This is a genomic window from Ruegeria sp. CDSB136, from assembly GCF_059610965.1.
Genome location: NZ_JBXWOP010000022.1, coordinates 51,781 through 74,562, shown reverse-complemented (window position 1 = coordinate 74,562; position 22,782 = coordinate 51,781). Strand labels below are relative to the sequence as shown.

General features: G+C 52.5%; 19 protein-coding genes. 7 read left to right on the top strand and 12 right to left on the bottom strand.

The window, feature by feature from the left end; translation table 11 throughout:
• Positions 1-5: 5 nt before the first annotated feature.
• Together AC2FIR_RS20600 and AC2FIR_RS20595 are read right to left on the bottom strand one after the other, a co-directional pair.
• On the bottom strand, positions 6-1,352 hold the full coding sequence (locus AC2FIR_RS20600; RefSeq protein ID WP_496762995.1) for an O-antigen ligase family protein: 1,347 nt from the start codon (positions 1,350-1,352) through the stop codon (positions 6-8).
• Positions 1,353-1,384: 32 nt separating this feature from the next.
• On the bottom strand, positions 1,385-2,104 hold the full coding sequence (locus AC2FIR_RS20595) for a sulfotransferase family 2 domain-containing protein (protein WP_496716798.1): 720 nt from the start codon (positions 2,102-2,104) through the stop codon (positions 1,385-1,387).
• Between the two features lie 252 nt (positions 2,105-2,356).
• Between AC2FIR_RS20595 and AC2FIR_RS20590 the strand changes: the two genes are divergently transcribed.
• Complete coding sequence (locus AC2FIR_RS20590) at positions 2,357-3,217, top strand: capsular polysaccharide synthesis protein (protein ID WP_496716797.1); 861 nt, start codon at positions 2,357-2,359, stop codon at positions 3,215-3,217.
• Positions 3,218-3,223: 6 nt separating this feature from the next.
• Here AC2FIR_RS20590 and AC2FIR_RS20585 read toward each other — a convergent pair whose 3' ends face one another.
• Entirely contained in the window at positions 3,224-4,021 is a 798-nt protein-coding gene (locus tag AC2FIR_RS20585; protein WP_496716796.1) for a sulfotransferase family 2 domain-containing protein, read from the bottom strand.
• 142 nt (positions 4,022-4,163) lie between these two features.
• Positions 4,164-6,134: a right-handed parallel beta-helix repeat-containing protein gene (locus AC2FIR_RS20580; RefSeq protein WP_496716795.1), complete on the bottom strand. Its 1,971-nt coding sequence runs from the start codon at positions 6,132-6,134 to the stop codon at positions 4,164-4,166.
• Between the two features lie 499 nt (positions 6,135-6,633).
• On the opposite strand from AC2FIR_RS20580, the gene AC2FIR_RS20575 reads away from it, so the two are divergent.
• A complete protein-coding gene (locus AC2FIR_RS20575; RefSeq protein ID WP_496716794.1) occupies positions 6,634-7,863 on the top strand; it encodes a right-handed parallel beta-helix repeat-containing protein in 1,230 nt (409 codons plus the stop codon).
• A gap of 267 nt (positions 7,864-8,130) precedes the next feature.
• Positions 8,131-9,885: a glycosyltransferase family 39 protein gene (locus AC2FIR_RS20570; RefSeq protein ID WP_496762992.1), complete on the top strand. Its 1,755-nt coding sequence runs from the start codon at positions 8,131-8,133 to the stop codon at positions 9,883-9,885.
• 145 nt (positions 9,886-10,030) lie between these two features.
• On the opposite strand, the gene AC2FIR_RS20565 is transcribed toward AC2FIR_RS20570, so the two are convergent.
• The 3 genes from AC2FIR_RS20565 to AC2FIR_RS20555 all read right to left on the bottom strand — a co-directional run bounded on the left by AC2FIR_RS20565 (position 10,031) and on the right by AC2FIR_RS20555 (position 11,149).
• The gene (locus AC2FIR_RS20565) at positions 10,031-10,414 is read right to left on the bottom strand and encodes a GtrA family protein (protein WP_496716792.1); all 384 of its coding nucleotides are present in this window, start codon (positions 10,412-10,414) and stop codon (positions 10,031-10,033) included.
• A gap of 166 nt (positions 10,415-10,580) precedes the next feature.
• Positions 10,581-10,859 (bottom strand): glycosyltransferase family protein, encoded by a 279-nt coding sequence (locus AC2FIR_RS20560; protein WP_170825336.1) that lies wholly within the window; start codon positions 10,857-10,859, stop codon positions 10,581-10,583.
• A 41-nt stretch (positions 10,860-10,900) separates the two neighbouring features.
• Positions 10,901-11,149 (bottom strand): glycosyltransferase, encoded by a 249-nt coding sequence (locus tag AC2FIR_RS20555; RefSeq protein ID WP_496716791.1) that lies wholly within the window; start codon positions 11,147-11,149, stop codon positions 10,901-10,903.
• A 95-nt stretch (positions 11,150-11,244) separates the two neighbouring features.
• On the opposite strand from AC2FIR_RS20555, the gene AC2FIR_RS20550 reads away from it, so the two are divergent.
• Together AC2FIR_RS20550 and AC2FIR_RS20545 are read left to right on the top strand one after the other, a co-directional pair.
• Complete coding sequence (locus AC2FIR_RS20550) at positions 11,245-12,252, top strand: glycosyltransferase family 2 protein (RefSeq protein ID WP_496716790.1); 1,008 nt, start codon at positions 11,245-11,247, stop codon at positions 12,250-12,252.
• A 244-nt stretch (positions 12,253-12,496) separates the two neighbouring features.
• Positions 12,497-13,750: an arylsulfotransferase family protein gene (locus AC2FIR_RS20545; protein ID WP_496716789.1), complete on the top strand. Its 1,254-nt coding sequence runs from the start codon at positions 12,497-12,499 to the stop codon at positions 13,748-13,750.
• 155 nt (positions 13,751-13,905) lie between these two features.
• Here the strand turns inward: AC2FIR_RS20545 and AC2FIR_RS20540 are convergent, their stop codons facing one another.
• The 5 genes from AC2FIR_RS20540 to AC2FIR_RS20520 all read right to left on the bottom strand — a co-directional run bounded on the left by AC2FIR_RS20540 (position 13,906) and on the right by AC2FIR_RS20520 (position 18,662).
• Positions 13,906-15,273, bottom strand: a complete 1,368-nt coding sequence (locus AC2FIR_RS20540; RefSeq protein ID WP_496716788.1) for a sulfotransferase — start codon at positions 15,271-15,273, stop codon at positions 13,906-13,908.
• A 123-nt stretch (positions 15,274-15,396) separates the two neighbouring features.
• Positions 15,397-15,915, bottom strand: a complete 519-nt coding sequence (locus AC2FIR_RS20535) for a hypothetical protein (RefSeq protein WP_496747164.1) — start codon at positions 15,913-15,915, stop codon at positions 15,397-15,399.
• A 148-nt stretch (positions 15,916-16,063) separates the two neighbouring features.
• Complete coding sequence (locus tag AC2FIR_RS20530; protein WP_496716786.1) at positions 16,064-16,414, bottom strand: arylsulfotransferase family protein; 351 nt, start codon at positions 16,412-16,414, stop codon at positions 16,064-16,066.
• Positions 16,330-17,007: a hypothetical protein gene (locus AC2FIR_RS20525; protein ID WP_496716785.1), complete on the bottom strand. Its 678-nt coding sequence runs from the start codon at positions 17,005-17,007 to the stop codon at positions 16,330-16,332. The genes AC2FIR_RS20530 and AC2FIR_RS20525 overlap by 85 nt, the downstream gene beginning before the upstream one ends.
• Positions 17,008-17,198: 191 nt before the next feature.
• Complete coding sequence (locus tag AC2FIR_RS20520) at positions 17,199-18,662, bottom strand: glycosyltransferase family 39 protein (protein ID WP_496716784.1); 1,464 nt, start codon at positions 18,660-18,662, stop codon at positions 17,199-17,201.
• A gap of 521 nt (positions 18,663-19,183) precedes the next feature.
• Between AC2FIR_RS20520 and AC2FIR_RS20515 the strand changes: the two genes are divergently transcribed.
• Positions 19,184-20,575, top strand: a complete 1,392-nt coding sequence (locus AC2FIR_RS20515; protein ID WP_496716783.1) for an arylsulfotransferase family protein — start codon at positions 19,184-19,186, stop codon at positions 20,573-20,575.
• Between the two features lie 178 nt (positions 20,576-20,753).
• A complete protein-coding gene (locus AC2FIR_RS20510; RefSeq protein ID WP_496716782.1) occupies positions 20,754-22,742 on the top strand; it encodes an acyltransferase family protein in 1,989 nt (662 codons plus the stop codon).
• The last annotated feature ends 40 nt before the right edge of the window (positions 22,743-22,782 follow it).

Here is a 22,782-nt window from a genome sequence, read left to right as displayed (position 1 = left end):
CGGTTTCAGGATTGCGTTTCAGCAGGGTAGTTAGCAAATCTTGTATACCTGACTGCTCTCCTTTTTGTCTGATGCGGGCCGCTTTCCTCTGCGTCGTTCTGTGTACAGGTCGGATCTGAAAACCAGACCCCAGCCCCCAGAAGGAACATAAATATACAATACGTGGCGTCCCACAGATGGACAGTAAAAGCCGAGATGCCCATGCCGATGAAAGCAATTAGATACCCGCGCCGGGCCCGGGAAACTTCGTTAGTCAAAGGAGCGGTCGCCGCTTTCCAGCAAATGATCAGGGTGGACAATGTCAATAAAAACCAAGTTGGGATGCCATAGCGCAATGCAACGAGCAGCCAGAAATTGTCGACGCTTGATCTCAGCCAACCCGGGCGAGTCCAGTCTCTGAGACCAAGACCGAATACAGGGTTCCTGAAAATATCGTCAATTGCATTTCTGAAAATATTAATACGGTTCCAGGCAGAACCGGCTGAAAAGGTCAACTCACTGGCAATGATCTGAAAGGCATTCCGGTTCGACGCGAGCTCCAGCACGAGATAAAGGGAGCCAAAGATAAACGCAAAAATCTTCCAGCGGTTTTTGATGGTCTTCAGCACCTCGTCCCAGGCAATCAGGAACGATTGCAACAGAATGCTCAGGAACGCACCTGAAGAGAGTGAGCTGAAAACCGCAACGCCAACAACAAACGGGCGTTGTGCTTTTTTGAAGAGAGACCCCTCGGGGTTGAGGACATACCACGACAGGGCAAAGGCAGGGGCGCAAAACACTCCGAACAGGATCGGGTGCTGCATGGTTACCTGAGCACGTTCCAACCCCAGTCGGGGTTCCTGTGCGACATTACGATAGACGTTGAGCACCCCACGAAAAAGTTCCGTCAGGACCGGGTCTCCGGTTTGGTTTTCGATAAGTGCAAAGGGTAGCATCACCAGTATGATCCCGAAATACCACCGCGCAAAGACCCGGAAAGACGCGAGGTTCCTGATCAGTACGCGCGCCGTAAAATAAGGAATCAATGTCTCCACCATCAGGATGCCGGTGAACTGCCACTGGGCCGCCAACCCGTGATTTTTGATCAGCGAACCCGTCATCCAAAAGCTGGCCGTGAGCACCAGAATATCCGGGAGGCGTACGTTCCCCGCAGATCCGTTAAGCCAGCGGACCAGCAAGGGAAGCGCCATGACGATCAGATAGAGCCGATACATGCTCAGTCGCAGGCCGCCCACGAAAAAGAAAAAGGGCATCACAAGCGAAAAAATCAAAAGAATAATCAGAAATTGATTTGGCAATGCTGCGCTCGCGGCCCCTACGGCTTTGGTATTGGATCGCATTGTAAGCGTCATTGCATCACTGCTCCTCGTCTACCCCTGAATAGTCAGGCGGCCAGGCGCTCCTCTGCCGCCTTGATGTCATACATACCCCCAAGCAGATCATAATCCGCCTGAGCAATGTTCAGCAAAGCATCAATCTGCCGGTGTGTCAGCTTACCATCCCGCTGGCCCAGCTCCGATTTGTTTACATGATGAATCGGAAGTGGTTTTCCCAGCCGCTCGCTCAGAAACGCGTTCATCTCTTCCACCGCCTCCAGTCGGAACACATGATCGAACAGGTGGATGTCGTCCCCCAGATGCCATGAATAGGGCGTCGTATGCACGCGCACCGGGCGGCTAACCGCACGATACTCATAGAAATGATCGATGAACTCGCCAAATGTCGGGTCGAGGGGCAAACCTTCGTTTTCAATATCCATCTCTTCGTTGCGCCACCGAAACTGATTGCGATGCACCTTGTCCCGCCAAGCCGATTTGATTCTGGCAACGGGGTCGCGGACCAGTGTGAACGTCACATAGTCTTCAGGTACAACGGCCTTGGAAAAAATCTGTGTGCGGTAGCCGTCCTGTTCATGAATATTGCGTGGCTGAATCAGTTTGGCGCGCGCGAGCCGCCAGCGCAGGTTGTTAACGACGCGCATAATCCCGCGACCCTTGAAGGGCTCGCCATGCTCCAATTCCCACAATGTTTCCTTCAGACTGCTACTACCAACCTTTGTGATATCGAAATATACGGCATTTAAAACCTGCGAAACCACCGCCATAATATTTACCTTTCGGGCTCAGAACCCAATCCCTCAGAATCATACGTTTCTGATCGCTGTTTACAATAGATCTACAGGTACGGTGGTATCTTGAGATCTACCGACCAACAATGGCCCGCTTTAACCCTTATTGTTGCCACCCTATCACTATGAGTCGAAGCCTTCGCCGGAAATCCGAGGATATGCCACGCATGGCTGGTGCAAAATTCAGGTGGCGATTAGAAGATTGGTACAAAGTGTAGTGGAGTATGTATGCGCGCTGTTAAGCTCTGGACTTGGCTGTTCGTTCTGATTGTGTGGGCCCGGATGCTGCCGACAATTATGCGGCGTGCCCGCAGAAGGCTGAACGGAAAACCCAATCACTTTGCGCGCTCCGCACCACGTCTGATTCCCAAAACAATATGGATCTACTGGGATCGCGGAGAAGAAAACGCCCCCGAACTCGTCCAGGACTGTATCGCCTCGTGGCGCATGCAGAACCCGGGTTGGGACATCCGTGTCCTGCATGCCCAAAGCGCATCACAGATAGTCGATTTGCCCCACGATCCGTCGAAACTGCCGGTCCAGTCCTATGCCGATCTGCTGCGCCTGAGGCTTCTAAGGCAGTATGGGGGTGTCTGGGTGGATGCAACTACATATTGTCTTGCGCCTCTGGACAACTGGCTTCCTGTTGTGGCGCAACGGGGCTTTTTTGCCTTCACCTGGACCAAAAACGACGCCTGGTTTATCTGGCCAGGTATTCGCCGCACAATGACGAACTGGTTTCTTGCCTCCGAACCGGCGGGCCAGTTCATATCACGCTGGGAAGAAGCCAGCTTTGCCTATTGGAAAGACAGGGTCAGACCGCATAATTATTTCTGGCCCCATATCATGCTCGACTATCTGTTTCTGACCAGCCGGTCTTTTCGACGCGCTTTCGATGAAGTCCCCCGGATCGGCTGTTTCGGACCGCATCTGGTGCATGATGCAGTAACAAACGGAAAACATAACGGTGAGATCGCCAAATTGCTGCAATCCGGCTCAGTTCCGGTGCAGAAGCTACGCTGGAACTGGGACAAGGATCAGATTACAACCGCCAGAGTACTGCTGGGGATCAAAGAAGACAGGACCTGAGCGGCTTCACGAGTGCACGACCACATCCGACACAACCTCTTTATAGAGCGCAATATCAGCTTTGTAGTAGTTGGCAATAAAATCACGAACCTGCGTCTCAGCGAAAACCGGCTGTTCAGTACTGGCCCCTGATTTCATGAGCATCTTTCGCGCCGACCGCCGCAGTGTGTCATGCAGCGTCCCAGGAAGAACCCGGCGGGCAACAGCACTACCTGTTTGTGCCACATGTTTTAGCTGTGGGTAACGAAACACTGTTGTTTTATTGGCGTGTCCCATCGGCAGTTCATCAATCCCGATCCGCCGGGCAATCGCACGAGCAAACCGGTCAAGATGTTCGACCGGAAATATGTTCTGCACCATGCGTTCACCGTCAATCTCCACAAAATCCGACTGGCGCGTAAAATGAACGAATTCCGGCTTAATCACCGAAGGCGCTGACAACAGATAATCCTGTACGCGGCCGATCTCGGTCCGCAGTTCTGCTGTGCCAAGCTGGGCGAATTCCCTGCCCAGATACATCTTTGCCCGTTGTGACATCGCAGACCGAAACCGCTGAAACGGATCGCGCAGCAAGGCATAGCTGTCATAGGTTTTCAGTTTCCCGAAAACCTCGGGATCAAAATCGCGCAACAGCGACAACGGAAGATGCCTGAAATCGATTGAACCCAGCTCAGGGTGCGGTTCGACCGTTCTCAGAAATCGCTTGTCTGCATCATGATAGGGCAAAATTGCAGTTCTGACCGATGTTCCGGCACATTTGGGGATGTGAATAAATACAAATTTGTGTTGGTCCGAGACAATCATTACAAAAACTCTTGTTTCAACAGAACTCGTATGCGGAACGCCATCCGAGATTGGCAATACAACTAAAACCGAAAGGACGGATCGAGAAGCCTCAATCCATCCATCCTTTTCCTATATGTTTTGGCAAGAAGCCATGATCTGGTCATCCGAGCCAGACAGTATCGGCAAACGCCCCTACATCATCGACAAACTGCACGTCGTCATCGATCGCAAAAGCACTGAGGTTGCCATCAGCATAACGGCCGTGGCTGAAACCAATGTCCCACCCCCATTCCCGGCCTCCGGTGAAATCGAAATCGACATCCGTTTTGTCGAGCACAACCTGACCGTCAACAAGAACCTGCAAGCGGTCCTCAACCTGATCCACCATCAAAGTAATTTCATGTGTCTCAGTGTCATTCAGTCCCAGATCAGCGACGTGGAAGCCTTCATGAAACTTGCCATCGTTGTTCTTTACATGCGCCTTCAAGCCATCTTTATGCAAAGTCAGCCCCACATGGCCCTTATTCCAGACCAATCTCTGTTCGGAACCATCAGCTTCATCACGAGCGAATTCAACGGTAAAGGCAAGCTGGTCGGAATTCTCGAACTCCTGCAGCCGCCCGATCTTTACCTGATCCTTATGACCGTCGAGGTGAACGACAGGGCCATCTACCGTATCGACGATTTGGGCATCGTCTCTCAGTTCTGCCTGATCATTGTGCGGCAATCCGGCAATATCCAAAACAAAATCATCGAAGACCATCGGAGACGAGGTCGATGCGCTACTGTCAGGTGCTGTTGGGGTCGAGGTGTCCGGATCTGGCGCCGTCGGGGTCGACGTACCACTGTCAGGCGCTGTTGGGGTCGAGGTGTCCGGATCTGGCGCCGTCGGGGTCGAGGAACCAGTGCTCGAACCACCCGGGTTCGTAACGGACGTGCTGGAACCGCCAACCCAACTGTTATAGTCAAATGGATAGCTGTCAGCCAAGCTCGATCCAGCATCCATGTTATCCAGCGCACTGCCGGGAACGACACCATACTGGTTATACCCATCCGACGCAGCGGTTGCGTGATAGACGAACTGAGTGTCGTAATAGCCGGGCGCATTTGGATCAGTATTCTGGATATAGACGTTGTTCTGAACGTTCCAGTCCGGCTGTCCATTATCTCCTATGATAGCGGATACCGCATTGTATTCGATCGTCACATTCTTGGAACCAGACGCGATGATTTTCGGAACGGCAACGCCGCCGGTTTGAGAAGAGGGCACCGCAACCAGCGTGTTGTTATTGATCGTCAAACCATCCACCATATGCATGCCGATACCGTTGGCCTGGGCGTTGTAGATAACATTGTTCTCAATGACGATGTTATAGTTCCAGTGCGTCGGGTCGGAGTAGTTTGCTTTATCGCCACCGGCCCAGATACTCTGGGTCAGATCGCCGGCCCCCATATCGAGAACGTTGTTGCGAATGGTGATATCGCTGCTGCCGGTTCCGTTGGAGCGCTGGATCTGGATCATGTCGCGGTGGTCACCAGACCCCGCAGCACCGCCGAAATCATGGATATAGTTGTTCTCGATCAGAACATTCTGAACTTCTCCGAGCGAAATACCGTCAGAGCGGATCGTGTGGATGTTGTTTCCAACAAAGTTGATATCGCTCGACTTGGATGCCCCCAACGCCTTCCACCAGGAATGAAATTCGGTGTTGGTCACGTCGACACCGGTCGATCCCCGAATTACAAGACCTTTTCCGAAACCTGTGCCGTCGGCGCTTGTGCCGGTGCCACTGGCAAAGTCGCCGTCAAAGACCGAATTGTCGATGCTGATGTTGCTACTGTTTTCAATCAGAAACTTGTTCGTGGAATTCGAATCTCCTGAACTGTAGGTGTAATCGAACTCGATTTCGTCAAACGAAATATTCGAAACATTTTGAAGCTTCATTTCGGAAAAACTTGCCATCGCATTCGGATCAGCAGATTTGATCGTCACGTTAGACGCGTATTGAGTGTTTATGAGGCTGAGTTTGCCATAATCGCCTGAGGCAAGAAGGATGGTCTCCCCTCCAGTTGCCTGTGACAGAGCCAGGTTCAGCTCTGTAGCGGAAGTTACTATGATTGTCGTTGACATCTTTCACCTGTGTTTCCAAACGCGCTTACCCAAAGCGCTATTGATCCCGCTCACCCAGGACGGATTGAACAGTCGCACAAGGGCGACAGATTGGCCGGAATATGGCTATGTTTGGAAACTGTTGCCTGTATTGGGACAATATTGCCCCATTGCCTTCATTTCCGAGTGAACTCGATACTCGATACCGGGAATTGTTCCCCTTCCCTTGGCGGTTATCTTGGATTTTATGGATTGATTCCCATGCTGCAACAATAGACACAGAAAAGCCTTTTTTCCGGCGTGTCCTTGCGTATCTCTCCTTGGAGTAGGCAACGAATTGCCCGGTGCCGTAACGTAAACTTGTACGATCCCCCACCTAAACCTTCAGTGACCCGCGCAACACGGCTCTGTGGACTCGACTCATCCATACCCGTAGCCTTCCGTTGCGATGGGTATAACGAGTGGCAAGCCTCCTATGAGGAACGGATACAACTCTATCAAGATACTGACATGCGTCAGTATGTTGCTGTTAGCCTTTTCAACGCTGTCATCTGCTGCACTCGCCTGTACCGGGGGGAAGATCACAACGAATACCTCCGGCACGGAAAGCGGGCAGACCATTCACAATGCCTCTGAACTTTCCACTGCGATTCAAAATGCAAAGGGCGGTGAAACGTTCATTCTGGAAGGCGGAAACTACGGCGCTCTTAAAATCAAAAAGGCTTTCAAAAAACCTGTCGCAATCCGCTCGGCGAACCCGGCATCACCGGCGTGCTTCACCGAATTGCGCCTGAACAAATCCGGAAATCTCACACTGGACGGGTTATATTTCGACTATACCTACTCCAACGGCGACAAGGACACGACCAATCGGTTCAGTATTCTGAATAGCCGGGGCATCATAATTGCCAATTCGGTATTTGATGGCGGTCATCGGTCGGGAATTGGGCACGGGCGCGGGTTGCGTATCCGGGACAGCGCCAAAATCACCATCCAAAGCTCGATATTCCGGTCCTGGTGGAAAGGTTTGACCGGAGATAGCGTTGTCGATCTCGAAATCCGCGGCAACAATTTCCACAACATCCGCTCAGATGGTATTGGACTCGGCGCGATTGACGGGCTGTTGATCGAGGCCAATCATATGCACAATTTCCGCAGGCCGAAGAGCAACAAAGATCATGCTGACATGATACAGATCATGCGTAGTTCGAACCGGCGCAGCACCGATATTACCATCCGGAACAATATCCTTGATATGGGCGCGGGGGATTATACGCAGACCATCTGGATGGGCGGTGACAAGAAGGACCTGAGCAATCCGATGTTACGCCACCAGAACGTGCTGATCGAAAACAACGTCATCTACAATGCTCAGACACACGGGATTTCCGTTCATGGAATAGACAATCTTTCGATCCGCAGGAATTCGGTCATCCGGGTTCGCCGGGCCAAAACGGGAAATGTCACGGTACCACGTATCAATGTCTCTGGCTCGACATATGTAGTCATTGAACAGAACGCGGTCGGAGGCATCATCGGCTATAATAACCAAAAGGACTGGGTGGTGCTCAACAACGTCATCATTCAGGACCAGTCTCCTTCGGCACCAGGGTATTACGACCGTGAATTCATCTATTACGCAACCGGACAGGCAAACGGCTTTCATGAATATGGTGTGCGCCCCGGTAGTGAAGTTGACCGTCTCAATGCTGGTTCGTCGTTGGCAAAGAAATACCCAACCCGCAAATAAGCCCCAGTTTTGAACAGTGTACTGTTTATGCCAGTTTGAAGAGTGGGCTACCTGAATTCAGGCTATTCAAACCTGCCGCCGGAAGTGACAAAAAGACATCCCCGTCTGCGCACATTCCTGGCAGGACAACTCATAAATACAGGTGACTGTTTTCCATGTGCCCCTGCCGCTAATATTTTCCCGTACAGGGACACTTATTGTACTATTGCTCAAATATCTTCGACCTTTTCACCAGCGGGCACCATTGGTTTTTGTCAGATAGAAATCATGAACGTATTCGAAAAAGATAGCGTTTTCCCAATTAGACGTGAGCGTCGAAACTTGATCGTCTTCATTGCGCTGGCGACCATAATTATACTTACGATGATTTTACGGTTATGGGGAATTGAATCCCGTAGTCTTTCTCATCCGGAAATCTACGTTCCCGGTATCCCTCTTGTTCCCGACATCTCCGAACCACCTCCACGGCTTGGGCTTACGGAAACGATCTGGTGGCACTTTCATGACGAGCCGCATCCCATGGGGTGGTATGTGGCCATGTTGGGCTGGACCAAAACGTTCGGAACCTCTCATCTCGCGCTACGGTTTCCGGGTGTCCTGTTTGCCTTGGGCTCCATCCCGCTGATTTTCCTGATCGCACGAAGCGTTTTCGGGTCGACCGTGGCGTGCCTGGCTGCGTTATTACTGGCGCTCCACGGCTTTCATATCGCATGGAGCCAGATGGCTCGCATGTATGTCGCAGGCACCTTCCTGTCACTCTTGGCGACCTGGCTTTTGATATCCCTTGTAAGGACACGCAAGCCAAGACCTGGAATCGAGATTGCTTATATCACTTCGGTCGTGGCCGGAATTCTGACAGTCGAATTCTTCTGGCCATTGATCATGCTTCATCTGTTCTGGACAATATTGGTTCTGCCTCGGCCTAAGGTGGAGTCCGGGCGTCTTTCGCATCGGTATGATCAATGGAGGACACCCAGGCAATTTCAAATACAGGCCCTTGCCTTTATCCTGTCCGCACCAGCGCTGACGCATGCGGTTTATCGCGCGCGCAAAGTCGCGGCACGCGATCCGAACCCCGAATTTCTGGTAGAATACTTCTCCTTCGGATTTCTGTATGCGAAGGATCATCGCATCATTCCAATGCTGCAGATCGGGCCAGTCTGGACGTGGATTGTTCTGATCTTTGCCCTTGTGCTGCTGGCAGCCAGTCTGAGAGCGCCAAAGCGCGAAGCGCCGGTCGCAAGCACGGAGCGAAACATCCCTTTTGGGGTTTTAGGTTTTGCTGCCATTTGTTCGGCCTGTTTCATGCTTTGGCTTGCCTCAATCGCCCACCGCCGGACCGAAGTGCTGATGGCGATGTCCGTTTTGCCCTTTCTGGCGCTCCTTATCCCTGCCATGGGCACGGCTTGGCGCGCGCTTATCCCCAGCCTGCCGTCAAAAACCCTACACTACCCACAGGAAAGAACCTTGCTCCTATGGCTTCTTGCAGTGGCGTCTCCCTTGATCATTTTTGTGGCGTCCTACAAGGTATATGTTCTGGCAGACCGGGCCTTCTTGCTCTTCACACCTTATCTTCTGATCCTTTGTGCAGCAGGTGTCGTCTGGATATTCCGGCGCCCGCCCCTCAAGCTGATGTCAATATGGATATGCGTCACTGTGTTTGCGCTCAGTGTACCTTATGCCGCCCAAAAACCCGGTGCTCCGAACGATTACCAGGGAATTGCGCAGGCGATGCTGCCTGAAATGCGCCCTGATGACCTTGTGTTTATGCGGCAGGCACGCGATTGGACTGATACACCTCTGTTCTATTACATCAACGACGCTAATTTTGTCGTATCAGAACATGAGGCCACCTTGCGCGCCCACCCCGATGCCCGCGTCTGGCTGGTCACATGGCCTGATAAAGGGAAACACCCTGTATCCGACGCTCGGCGCGAAGCACTTAGTGACTATAAGCCGACACTGAAAATCCAAAAACTGAGGGCCAGCGCAGAGCTCTTCGAACCTAGGATACAACCATGATCACTGATACCTGACTGACAATAGACACCCTGGCCTTGCCGCAGCAGAGCATGATTACCCCCCGTATCTCTATCTCAGGTGTTTCCCGAAATGCATCACGCAATATGATCAATCAGATGAATGCAGGCCCCACACTTTTCGAGCGCTATGCAGCAAAGGCCCACCGACGGGATGCTAGATAGGTGAACGCCGGAACTGTCGCTATGATCACCGCGAGGGCCAGAAAATAACTGAACCCGGCCAGATTGACCAAGGCGTAAACAATTGCCTGATTGAAAAACAGACCAAACCCCGCAATCGTCAGAAACCGTGGCATGGCCTGCCGATGATCCGCCCCGGTCTGAAAGCTGAACCGGTGATGCCCGAAATAGGACACAAGAAACCCAGCCCCGAAACCAAATGCATTGGCCGAAAACGGGTGCAGAAACCCTATTTCTATCAGTGCAATCGCAACCGTGGCGTGGGTAATCGTGGCAAGAACACCAACAATCCCAAAGATCACAATGCTTCTTAAATCAATGAATCCCATAATAACTCTTCCGGACCTGAAATGACGCGCTCCACAAAAAAGCGGAGGCGGCGTTTGCTCTGTAAATACAACCTGCCAATAGGTTCGCCAAGAATTCCAATCGTCAGAATCTGAACGAGCTCACCACCATGACCGAAAACCAGCCCGAGACCACATCGCTGGTAAACTACTGAAACAGAACCCAGACAATTAGCACAGCCCCTGGAAGGGTTGTAAGAAGCGCCAGCCATGTCGCCAGTCGTAGTGGAAAGATTGAGATTCCGATAATGGCATCGACGGCCAACCGCAGCATCCTTTTGAACGGATATTTGGTTTCCCCGGTGAAGCGCTCGGCTCGGTCATACAGTAAAGGCACTTGGCGGAAACCGAGCCAGTTGAACATGCCGAGAATAAAACGATCTTCTTCAGGCATGGCGTTCAGATAATCGACCACCGTACGGGACATCAGGCGAAAGTCCCTGGTGTCCAGCGGGATATCGACATCGGTCAGCCGATCAGCCGGTCAAGCAAGCGATAAAACGATGCAGCTATCACGCGTTTGGTTGCGGTCTCACCCCTGCGCTGCCGCCGCTGACCGTAAACTACATCAGCTCCGTTCTTGATCCGGGTCAGCATCTCGGGCAAAAGCTCAACCGGATCCTGCACGTCCACGTCCAGCACCTGAATCAGCTTACCTCGCACATAGTCAAGACCGGCAGACAGCGCCTTCTGATGACCGTGATTGTAAACAGACACTGACGCTTAAAAAATCAAGGCACGGCACGGAACTCTTTGAGCCTGCGGCAAAACCATGATCACCTAAACCCGACCCAACAGAAAAGACTCTCGCCATGGAGCCGCTGAACAAGAACACCCCCATATCTCCGCCTCAGGCGAACGTTGCGGATCAGGACGTCCCCACACTCAGCCTCGTTGTACCGGTGTTCAATGAAGAAGATGTCCTGCCGGTCTTGTTTGATCGTTTGAGCCGTATTCTCGAACACATGCAGGAAAGTTATGAGATCATCTGTGTGAATGACGGCAGCACGGATGGAACAGCCCGACTTTTGGCGGATGCGCACGCGCATGACGATCGTATCAAGATCCTGAACTTTTCGCGAAATTTCGGCAAAGAAATCGCGTTAACAGCAGGCCTTGATGTCGCCTCGGGAAAAGCTGTTGTCCCTATAGACGCGGATTTACAGGATCCACCCGAACTTATTGAAACGTTTCTCAGAAAATGGCGTGAAGGGTTTGATGTCGTTTACGCCGTCCGCCGCCGCCGCGACACCGATAGCCCGATGAAGCGCTGGTCGGCGGCCAAGTTCTATCAGGTCATCAACCGACTTTCGGGTGTACCTATCCCCGCCAATACCGGTGATTTTCGCCTTATGGATCAGCGCGTGGTGCGCGCTATCGTGCAGTTGCGCGAACAGAACCGTTTTATGAAGGGTCTTTTTGCCTGGGTCGGATTTCGACATGCCGAAGTCACTTACGATCGGCCCGAGCGAGCAGCCGGGCAAACCAAGTTCAACTATTGGCGCCTGTGGAATTTCGCATTGGACGGCATCACCGGATTTAGCACTGTTCCTTTGCGGGTGGCGGGCTATATCGGAATGCTGACAGCATTGGGGGCGATCATTTATGGCTTCTTTCTGATCATGCGCACCCTGATCCAGGGAGTGGACGTGCCCGGCTATGCCTCGTTGATGGTCGCGGTGCTGCTCATTGGCGGCCTCCAACTTGTCGTGCTTGGTATAATCGGAGAGTATTTGGGCCGCCTGTATGAGGAAGCCCGAAAGCGCCCGCTTTACGTCGTTGAAAGCAGCCTTGGCCTGAAATCCGATGAAAACAAATAAACATACGGGTGTTTCCCATGGCTAGTTACCACCCCGGTTTTCATGGGGCATATAACGCATGCGCCTGATTGATGGCACCGGTTTTTATCCCATTAAAAAGAACTCCGAGACGCGAACAATTTGAGACATTTAGCCCCAAAAATGCAATGTATCGAAACAATCCCATCACACCGGGACTCCTGCGTTGACTTGGTCCAAACAGCAGAGGACAAGTACAAAGGCTATTTAAAGTCGGGTTTTGCGAATGCGTATTGTTTCATACATCTCAGCGGTCTTACTGGTTGCCATCTTTTCATTCGCTGTGGGCATGTGGACGACCCACAAGGAGTGGGCACCCTGGAAAATCCTCAATCAATCCCGGGAAGCCCTAAAGTCTTGGAGATCCACCGGATATGTCGTCCCTGACGGGACCTATATCCGCCGCCCAAATCGAATGCCATCGGATGCATACGTCGCCCACCGACCCGACAAAATCGCACCCGGATTTGTGTTGATCAATCGGATCGCGAATCCTGATCCAGGCTATATTACTGAACTCATTGATACCAAAGGCAACGTGCTGCATACGTGGAAGATCGATCATTCCAAGGTTATCGATGGTGGAAACGAAGGCGAATTCGTTCATGCCATTCGCCCTCTGCCTGATGGTTCGATCCTTGCCAATTTCGATGACAACATGGGGATGGCAAGGTTTGACGCCTGCGGAGGCATCGTCTGGCGGCGTACAGATATGGTGTTTCACCATTCTCTGACTGAAGATCCCGACCTTGGCGGGTTCTGGACCTGGACATCCAAATTCTGGGATGGCGGCCATGATCAGCAAATGACTCGGATCGATGAGGAAACCGGTGAAACGCTTGAGAGCATCGACTTGGCAAAAGACGTTATTCTTCCTGACCCCAACGCACAACTGGCCTTTCGAATTCCGCACGGTTTCAAATGGCGTTGGGACGCTGGTGTAGATGAAATCCCCGACATCATTCACCCCAATGATGTGGAAGTTCTACCTGCGGCATGGGCCGACGCCTTCCCTGAGTTCTCTGCAGGCGATCTTATTATGTCACATAGATCAATTGATCTTGTTGGGGTTGTTGACCGCGAGACAAAACGTCTGAAGTGGTTTCAGGCGGGTCCATGGGAGCATCAGCATGATGCGGATTTCCATCCTGACGGCACGATTACTGTATACTCGAATAACACCGAACGCCGTCGGTCTTCTATTATCGAAATGGACATGACCACCGGCAAAGTACGAGACAAGTTTGGTGCGACTGAAATGGTTTTCGATAGTCATATCATGGGGCAGCAGGAACGGTTGCCAAATGGAAACTGGCTGATTGCGTCGCCGATGGAAGGCAGAGTCATTGAGGTGACGGTGGATGGTGAGCTCGTGCGCGAAATATCGAATATCCTGACCGACACATATAATTCTATCATCACAACGGCAGTTCACGTTCCGCCTGATTACTTTAACACCATGCCATCCTGCGAACAGTAGAACCGCGAAAAGGGCCATCAGCTGTTGTTCCGCGGCGTCATCCGGTGTCGCTTTGAGGTTTTACTAGGCATCGCCGGTCAGCTACCGGATCAGGGTTTCAGAGTTGTTCTCTGAAACCCGACGATTAAAGGTTTCCCTGCCGACAACGATCGGGATTACCTGAGAGCACAGTTCTCCAGTTCGCGATACACGTCCAGCGCATCGTGAAACTTGTTTTGGTCAAATATTTCTGTATCAGCCAAATCCTGTTTCGCGTGGAAGTAACGCTCGAAAGCCTGCTCGCCCGGTTCAAGTTCAAGAGCACGGTATAGCTCAGTCATTGTCCTGCCCGGAGACGACCGCAGATTGTCCTGAAGAAGAATAATGCATTTATCCCTGTGTCTGAGTACATGGCTAAACGCATGCGTCCAGTAATCGAGCCAATAATCCGCCGTATCCGTGTTTTGCCCTTCGGCAGTGACCCCCGGAAACAGAAAGGGTTTGTGGATCTTTCCGAACTCATAATGGCCGATATCCGCCATATAACGTGCGATGAAGGCATCTTCGGACTGCTGAGTGCAGAAATTCCTGTGCTGGCGTAACAGGGAATGGGCATGGCTTTCCGGACGCCGGACCGGCACAACGATCCTACATTCGGGAAAAGCATTCAACAGATACGGAAGCCGGGCGATATTGGCGTTGTTCTTCGAGCAATAGCGCGTTTTGGGTGCCACTTTCGAACCGGCCTGAACAGTCCGCGCGCGGACGATTTTGGACATGTGGCAGCGGAGAAACTTATCTGCTTCGAGGTTTGTGTTCTCTGCCGTCCAGAGTGGGATTGAAGAGGCCTGATAATTCTGCGGCCAGAACATTTTCCAGATGATTTCCTCAAAAGCCTCCGGACTGTCCAAATCAATTTCAAGACCATCCCCATGCGCGCGCTGGCGGCGGCGCACCCCTCTTCGCCGCCCACCGGCCAGCCGGTCCCAGAGAAGGGGGGCCGTCAGAAAAGGCATATCCCGGTATGTATGTGTTGCGATTTCGGGCGCGTCGTGCAGCGCATTCAGAACCGCTGTGGTACCAGCGCGGGCCAGCGATGTTACAAAAACAGGCCGCACGGCTTCTTCAGCTTGTGATTGGGAGGGCAGTTTTTCTTCGGCCCAAGCAGCTGCTTTCAGAACTGCAGGGCTGGAAAACGCCACGCTATGAACGAATTGTTCAATCGGTGAATACAGCGTTTCGTCGACCTCATGCACTGCCGCGCCGGGGCGCAACCACTGAACGATCTTCACCGCCGTAATCGCAACAATCGACACGATGACAATATAATCGAGCCGCAGCATGACATCGAAAACTGCACTGCTGCTCGTCAGCCCAAAATACTCAGCCAAGAATACAGGTAAGGCTGCAGCGGCCAGCGCCAGGACGACACGCCAGGCAATGTTGAAACCGCCAACGATCAGCTTTAACCCGGCGCGCCGCACCGCCTGTTCCTTGGCTTGATCGGAAAGCTGGCTGTTCACCAAAGATGTCACACCTGCCATGCTGGTGCTCACAACGTCGTTTGCGGCCTCAAAAATATTTGTGCGCCAAAGAACAAGCGCAAACCCGCCTACAGCAAACAATGAAATGGTAACAATAAGTATCATTGCGTCGGATCAAGCTCGTTATCCTGGTTGGCTCTCTCTTTCCGGCCCTTGATCAGCCGTTTGAGCGGAAACCACACGAGTCCGACAATAAGAAAGAGAATGCCCAGAAGAACCGCAATCGTAACGGCAATCGCACCCAAACCCGCGCCAGGACCGATATACGCAAAGGCCGGGCTCGGCAGAACAAGCAACAACATCCCGAGATATCGAAATAGCATGGCCGGACTGCGCCCGACGTGATGTTTTGAAGATCGGTTCATGACTCGCATTCTCCCCATTCTGTTTAAAAAATTCTGACCAATATAATTTCGAGTTGGTTATCTCTCCGACAAAATCGTCGTCGAAACGATTGATATATTCCCACACGATACCGCCCACAGCGGTCACCTCCAACACCCGTCCGGCGTCAAATTCTGTTATCAGCATACCACCGTCACTCAGAGTTTCATGCTGACTGCGAACAATCGACAGCATATCCTGACCAGATCTGCTGCCGTAGACAATTTCCGTTTTGCGGCTGATAGGGTAGATCACCATGATGTTGATGTCACGCGGAGCACTCAGCCGCGTCTTTTTCAGTCATCGTAAGACGTCAGATAAGCGTTGTTATTGAAAACGGATATCTTGCCATCCGGGCGAAACTCCGGTTCGTGCTGGCGTGTCCAGGGGCCAGCCTGGTGCCATTTCACAGCCTTCGTTTGGAATCCACAACGATGATCAGGTTCAGACCGCGCATCGAAATTGCCCAATCCCCGGGATTGAACTGGGGAAATTTCCCTGCCAATTCGGCTGACAACTCGGCGATCTTGTTGGCATGGACAAGCTCACCTCGCGCGACTTTAGACGATTTGAACGTCTGCCCAGACGCCGTCAGCAAGGCAGACAAGCCGCTGTCGAAAATAGTCTCAGGAGTCGATGACCTCTCAAGGGTTTCTCCCTGTTCGTTGATCCTCAGGATAAAATCCTCCGAAATAAGCTGATTGGTCGCAGGGGTGGAACAGGGCGGAAAACGTTCAAGTCCGTCCGCCGCATGCAATTCTTCGCGGCTGAGAAGCAGATATCCCCACCTTCGGCTTCGATCAGCGAATAATGTGTTTTCTCATTGATCGTCCAGCTTATGTTGCTGCACTGATCCAGCTTGACCGTGCCGCAATATTCATAATTGAAGGTCAACTCTCCCTGCGGGGTCAGCACGACGACATGCACATCCGTCAACAACGGTGTCAACCTTGCGCAAGAGCGTGACTCGGCATCCAGAAAATGTTCGTGGTAGTTCAGCAACCACTTCCGGATGACATCGCCGTTGCGATCAACCAGTCGCGCCTGGTTCTCGCCCTCAAAAAAACGAAGCATCAAGATGGTGTCGGAACTATCGGGCTTTGCGTTGACGGTAACGCCTTCGCCTCGCTCGCGGGACGGCTGAATATACTCCTGATCATCCGAGCTGGTCAGCGTTTTCTCGATAAACAGCACATTATACGCAGCCCGCAATTGCGGCACAGGCGGCCAGTGCTTTCTCTGAGCAATGATGCCGTACAAAACGGCACTGAACAGAACGGTGAAGATCAGGCAAAACCAAAAAAGGCGCTCGGGTAACTCTTTAAAAAAACGCTTCATACCATGCGACAAGCCTGTCTCACTTGGCCAAAATTCACCCCGGCTTTAGCAAGAGCGACTCTTGGAGAACCTCATAGACATTTACCCTAAAAGTACACGTTCAAAAAAACGTGCCTCTAAACCCACTTTAACGCAACATGTTCATAGCAACGGAAAAGAAGGATGCCATGACAGGGATGCGGCCTGAATCCCTCATGTGCCACTTACCTGCGACGATAGACCAGCACGTCGCCATCCCCGAGTGTTCCGGCAAAACCGTGTACGAAATCCAGCCGCCCTTCGGCATCGCGGGCCAGCTCCGGGATGGTTCGGAACATCCGATTGGGGAATAGAACGACCAGCGCTACAGGTCCGGGCTGGGCCATCGCCCGACTATACTGTGCGGGATCGCCGATGGTCGTCCAGTCCGCGTCGAAATGGTTTTCGAAGATCGGGCCGCCCGGATTGATGGCATAGACCCGCTCGGACGGACCTCGTGTGTTCTCGACCAGTGCAAACGCCCCAGCCAGATCCTGCTTGGGGGCCACATAGTTCCGCAGTACCAGAACCACGGACAGGGCAACCATCACCAGAACACCAATGGCAAACACCAGTCGCTCGAACCCGGGGCGCCTGAGCGCCCCCGCCACGCCGTGCGCGCCGACCCCGCAACCGACGACGACAAGAACGATGACGGGCGCAATATCGACGAAGAAAAACCGCGGCCAAATCCGCATATCAAGCGACAACAGGATGACCAGCGTCACCACGATATGCGCCAAGATGGACGGGAAGAACAACGGTTGCCTCACATGTGTGCCTGCCGCACCAAGCGCAATGGCCACCAACCCGCAAATGGCGCCGATCAGAGTCAGTGCCCCGGTGTTTCCAAAGGCGGTCCGCAGGCCTTCGATGGCAGTCCAGAGCGGGTTTTGATATTCCTGCATCGGATCAACGGCGGAGGTCGCCGAAACCTCGCTCATGGTGCCCACGAGGCTTGGCAGGACCGGCGCATAGGCCAGCAGGATCAGAACCACTGCGATGGCCACACCGATCAGCGGCCGCACCACCCATGCCCGGGTCAGGTTGCCCCGGCCAAACCCGGTCGTCAGAGACAGCAGCCAGACAATCCCCAGAGCGACAAAGAGAAACGCACCAGTCAGATGGGTGAAAACCGCCGCCGCCGCCGTCAGCCCAAAGCCGACCCAAGTGCCCGTGACCGGGCGCTGCACACCCCGTAGAAAGAGAATGAGGCCCAGCACACTCCAGAACGCCAGCTCGGTGTATCCGCGAGCATTCTGTGAAAACCAGACCTGGTGGTAGGAAAGTGCTACCAGTAAGGCTGATATATGAGAGATCCGGGTTCCGGCCACGTCTTTTGCCAGCCACCAGATCGCACCGACGGTGCCGACACCAAACAGAACAGCCGGAAAGCGATAGGCCCAGGCTTCTTCTCCAAAGATCTGGGAAAACAGCTTGGCCTTCATGCTGAAGAAGTAATGATGGTTCATTGAATATTCGCCCATCATCTCGTCCCAGGGCAGACGAACATGTGTATCGACGGTCCAGATCTCGTCATACCACAACGGCGCGTTCAGCCCAGCGGTTCTGAGCACTGCGGCAAAGAGCAGGATGAACAGAAGCACTGCCAGATCATGACGGCCAATCGCTGGGGAGTGTTGGGTCATAGGGCGTCTCCGGTTACATTTGCCTCGATCCGGGGCATCGATCAAGACCATCAATATCAGGGCACGTCGCGACTGTTCGCCGAACGTCTTGCAAAAGCGCTCCGCACTTAGGCAGTTCAATGAAACAAAATACCAGCGCAGGCAATCTCATCTGGAAAATGTTCCCCAAACCCTGACGTTTCGTCCATTTTCTTTGGATTGTTGAGAAACCAGCACTGACTGCCCTTCTTCGCATCGATGGGAAACACCACAGGCCTGCAAACCGGATGGTTCCATTCGCATCGGGTTCTCCAGAGCGTACCCGGCTATAACTTTCCTTAAATTCGGGAATATCACCCATCATCAATACATCACTCGAACTAAAGTCACTAAGGAAACGAGCTGATCGTTTGACTGGCAGGTGTTAAAGTCAACGCCATTCCGCTTTTAGCAGAGAGATTATTGTATTAACATACGGCCCAAATCCGCAATTATGCCACTTTTGTTGCCAGCACCTCAACGTCCCAAGGATAGATCCTGTGATGGAAAGGTTGTTTTTTAAAGAAGTCGAGATTTGGATCCTGGGGCTGGTCCTGGTCGCGGGCTTTCTATGCATGCTTTTGTTTGGCGCTATCGTTCTCGATGAAGAGCGCGGAAGAAAAGAACTGGGCGGTGATCGTTTCGGGGTGATAGGAGCGGCGGCACTGACGCTTGCCGAAATACCCGAAAACACACGGCAAGCATTTAAGAAAATCGGGCAACCGGACACCAAAATGATGCCCTTTCTTCGTTTTTCGGCTGATGCTGATTTGCCCGATGGGTGGTCTTGGATACAGCCTCCCGGTTCTGGTGGACTAACAGGGTATTTGCTGCTGAGTCGGTATAATGGCGATCAGACACAGCACGTAATCGAATTGATGTCGCTAGAGACCGGTGAAGTTCACCGCACCTGGTCGCCAGAACCCGAAACGCTATTGGCAACTGTTGACCGGCTTCCGGAATTTGATGGATTTGCGCGCTATGAAAACTGGAATAATGCCTATTTTCGCTATATTCACCCCTATTTGACCGAAGAGGGCGGCCTTCTGGTCAAAAACCATAACGCGCCATTGTTTATGCTGTCACCTTGCGGTGATATCCGATGGTCGCTGAGTGAATATCTGTTTCATCATTCGACGAGTTCAGACGGTGAAGGCGGTTTCTGGATTCCAAGCTTTAAGCTAGACGGGCGGCCCGACGACCTATCGCCGAAATTTGTGCGCGACACTTTGGTGCGGGTGAACTCCGAAGGTGATGTGATTTTTGAAGAGCCCCTGGATGAGGTTTTCGTCAAGAACGGTTTGCGTCATCTGCTGTTTCCTGTCGCTCATTTCTACAACGACCCAATGCACTTGAACGATATTGAACCGGTTCTGACCAGCGGGCCACACTGGCAAAAGGGCGACCTGTTTCTGAGTTTTCGCACTCCGTCACTCATTGCACTTTACCGCCCATCAACCCGAAAAATCATCTGGTCAAAGGCAGGGCCTTGGTTGTCACAGCATGATGTTGACGTCCTCGACGATCACCGGATCGCCGTATTCAACAATAACGCCTACGATCGCGGGTTTGGCGCGCGGGTGGAAGGTATCAGTGAAACTTTGATTTACGATTTTGAGACAGGTTCAGTGGAAAGCCCGTTTAGAGAAGCACTGGAGAGAGTGAAGGCCGCAACTGTTTCCGAAGGCTTACAGGATTTCACACCATCTGGGCACTTGATTTTCGAAGAAGCAAACCGTGGTCGTATATTCGTGCTCGATGACACCGGTAAGATGGTGGCAACATTTGTCAACAGAGCAGAAAACGGTGAAACGTACTTCTTGGGATGGTCACGCTATGTATCACAATCTCTTGGAGACAAAGCCCTAAAGGCCATTGCCAAAAGCGGATGCTAAGCTGCGTAGGGTTCTGAAGGCGCAGACGCCTGCGCGCGCACCAGCAGACCACATGAGGTTTTTTGGGCCGCCCCGAACATGAACGTGGCATGACAACACCGGACAGGCCACGTTCATCTCCTCTTTTTATATTCCTCCTGACCCTTCGTCGTCAGTAATCGGTTTCCAGTTTCCAAAAATGAAATACCGACCCGAAGTAGATGGACTACGTGCTATTGCAGTGGTGCCAGTTGTGTTCTTCCACGCTGGTTTTTCACTCTTTAAAGGCGGTTTCGTCGGCGTCGATGTTTTTTTTGTGATTTCGGGTTATCTGATTACCTCAATCCTTCTCAAGGAACTCGAAGCTGGTTCTTTTTCTCTCCTGAAATTCTATGAGCGTCGCGCACGGCGCATACTGCCCGCCCTAGCAGTTATGGTCGCCGCCTGCATACCGGCGGCAATTTTCTTAATGACGCCGACAGAAGCAAAGAATTTTGCGCAGAGTGTCGCGGCCGTCGGCCTTTTTGCTTCGAACGTTTTGTTCTGGGTCGAGAGCGGCTATTTCGATCTCGCCTCGGAAGAGAAACCGCTCCTTCATACTTGGAGCCTAGCGGTTGAAGAGCAGTTTTATATCGTATTCCCGCTGCTCCTGTTGTTGTTATGGACCTACAGGAGAAAGCTGCTTGTTCCCATTTTGGTGCTTTTAGCCCTGCTCAGCCTTGCGCTGTGCGAATGGGGTTGGCGAAATGCGCCGAGCGCCACGTTCTTTCTTGCGCCGATGCGTGCTTGGGAATTGTTGGTCGGATCGTTCTGCACAATGATCGGGCGGCGTGGCATTGCCGCCCATGATTTGTTGGCGGCATTGGGTGTAGTGATGATCGGAGTATCCGTTCTCATTCTGGACGAGACGACGCCGTTTCCATCGATCTATGCCCTACTTCCGGTTGGAGGCACGGTCTGCGTAATCCTGTTTGCCGGACCGACAACAGTAACTGGCAAACTTTTGGCAAAGCCCGTATTCGTCGGCTTCGGGCTTATCAGCTACAGCGCCTATCTTTGGCACCAGCCACTCTTTGCCTTCGCCCGTCTCTGGACACCGTGGGCACCATCGCCAACCGTTCTCATCAGCCTGATCTTTCTGACATTCGTGATCGCGTATTTGAGCTGGCGTTATGTTGAAACGCCGTTTCGCCGCACTTCGGGGCCGCATTCAATTCCCCGGAGACCGGTTTTCATCCTGGCAGTCACGGTCTCATTGTTATTTGTGGCATTCGGCGTTTGGGGGCAGATGACGAAAGGCTGGCGAAACGCCTATCTGGCGCGCATGCCTGAAGCAGAAAAACACATGCTTACCCTGATCGAGCATGCATATAACGAACAACTCGCCAATGCGTTGTCGCGCTTTGACAATGGCGACTGCGTCTTCGACATCCGCACGATTGATGAGTCCGTACGCCAGCGTGCCGCCGACTGTGCAGAGAAGTATGGCCCCGGAATTCTCGTTCTAGGCGACAGTCACGCAATTGATCTTTATGGCGCGGTTATAACCACATCACAGGCCAATGAGCCCTTCATAATCGGAGTTGTCTCAGGCGGCTGTCGCCCGCATACGCTTTTGCCCGGATGCGCTTACATAGAACTTGCCGAGTTCATTGAAGATCACCCAAATGCCTTTCAATTCGCTGTCTTTGAGCAGGCCGGGTTTTATCTGTTGCATGGGGCCGGCTTTGAACTAGGCGGAAGGCGTATGTTCGAAAGGTTGTCGCCAAATGAACCGGTACCCCGTTTCGAACCCCATATGGGTTATGTCCAGGCCGTGAAGGAATATCTGGAACGTATCGCATCCCAGATTCCGACAGTCTGGCTATCCCCCCGGATCGAGCCACATATTCAACAAACTTATATCCGCAAGGCCGGCTGCGAATACCCGTATATGCTTCGCCCCGGAACGGAAGAGGTCTTTTTAAGCCTCGAAGCTACGATCGCGGAGACTCTCTCAGAGTCACCGGTGGAATTTCTGTCACAGCACAGCTTGCTCGAACTGTCTTTCCCTGAGGACTTCCTGTCCTGCGATGAGATTTTCTGGTCCGATGGCGACCACTTCAGCAATATAGGCGAAGAACGGTTTGGAAGGAGGATGCAGGTTGTTGAGAACGCACGCGCGGTGCTTGGGCTGGAGCGGAAATGAAGCTCTTGGCGCCTGACGTTCCGTGAACCTCTGCTTTAGG